The sequence below is a fragment of the Cryobacterium cheniae genome, assembly GCF_004403395.1.
In the GTDB taxonomy this organism is placed as follows: Bacteria; Actinomycetota; Actinomycetes; order Actinomycetales; family Microbacteriaceae; genus Cryobacterium; species Cryobacterium cheniae.
Genome location: NZ_SOGN01000012.1, coordinates 1 through 1,389, shown reverse-complemented (window position 1 = coordinate 1,389; position 1,389 = coordinate 1). Strand labels below are relative to the sequence as shown.

Sequence of the window (1,389 nt, the reverse complement as noted above, 5' to 3'; positions counted from 1 at the left end):
GCTCATTCCCAGGAGCACCCCACCTCTCGATCGGCGTCGACAGCACGGATGGCGCAGTCGGCGATGCTGCGGATCTGGCCGCGGCGCAACTTGACGTGACGAGGCTCGTCGTCTTGGCATTGTCAGCGGAAGCGCCGCGGCGGCCGGCACGACCCACCCCGGACGTCACGTTCCGCCAGCTCGATGTGGACGACGACCGTGACTGGGCGCAAGCTGTGGCACTTAGGCTTTCCAACGCCGCAGACAGCGTCGGCTACGCCGAATTCGCCACACGGAGACTCGCCGCGATGCGGCAACTGCAATGGGCGCACCACGGGTCCTGGTTTGGTGCATTCCTTGACGGAAATATGGTGTCAGGGCTCGGAATATTTAGTGACGGAGGGGGAACCGCCCGCTACCAGTCGATCGATACCCACCCGGATTTCCGTAAGCGCGGGTTTGCAGGTGCGCTTCTGCATGCCGCCGGCCGCTATGCCACCAAAGAACTGGCGGCGACGACCCTGGTGATAGTCGCTGACCCCGACGATGTGGCAATCCGCCTCTATCGCACCCTGGGCTTCACGGAAAACGAGATCCAAATCCAACTTGGGCGGCCGACCCCGTGACGGCAGAACTCCGCAATCGCGCACCGCTCCAACCCCGGCGATGCTGTGGGTTCGGGCCAGCGAAATGCTTGTGGTTCAATCTCCTCAGCCAACTTTAAGGTGTCCGCCTCGTGTCGCGATCACCCCGGCGGACACGTGCCAGCCCATGTGACGCTGGGACAGCGCACTACAGTGTCGACCAGCGCTCAAAGCGCGAAGCGACACTCTGGCCCCAACCACGATGTTAGTCAGGGAGACGCCGTCGCTATGTTGGCGCAGGAAGGCGAACTTCGTCCCGGCGGTTTCGTGCGCCATCCGCAATCACTACCTATAGACGCCAGCTCATGAAACGGGATAACCGCGAAGACGTGGTCCGTGAAACCGGCGGTGTCGGTGTAGCGTTCCTCGATTTGAAGATCGCCCCGTGACCCGGTGCTCACGGTTGTTGACCTCGTCCATGAACGCCTCGCAGGCCGCTTCAACCTCCGCGAACGACCCGTATTCCGGGCGCAGGTTGGTGTCCCTGTGCCCGATGCCCGCTTTGGTGACCTTGACCGAAGACTCCGACCCGCCCTTCGTCGCCGACCACGCCGGCTGGCAGGTCAACACGGTGATGCCGTAGTGGCGGGCGAAGTCCACGGTCTGCTGGTTGCGCCCCGGAACGCCCGCGATGTGGGACATGGTGACCCATTTCTCGTTGTCCGTGAGGACATAGGTCGGGGCTCCGCCAAGAATGCGGAGCGTACGGTCCAGGGCCGCGAACACGGTCGGGGCGGTCCGGTCCCGGAGGGCGATCACGACCCGG

General features: G+C 64.0%; 1 protein-coding gene and 1 pseudogene. One reads left to right on the top strand and one right to left on the bottom strand.

The window, feature by feature from the left end; all coding sequences use genetic code 11:
- Positions 1-605: GNAT family N-acetyltransferase (locus E3T23_RS01905; RefSeq protein ID WP_134368728.1), on the top strand; the 605-nt coding region annotated here is incomplete at its 5' end.
- Between the two features lie 396 nt (positions 606-1,001).
- Here E3T23_RS01905 and E3T23_RS01900 read toward each other — a convergent pair.
- Positions 1,002-1,389, bottom strand: a pseudogene (locus E3T23_RS01900) (IS21 family transposase); the annotation flags it as partial.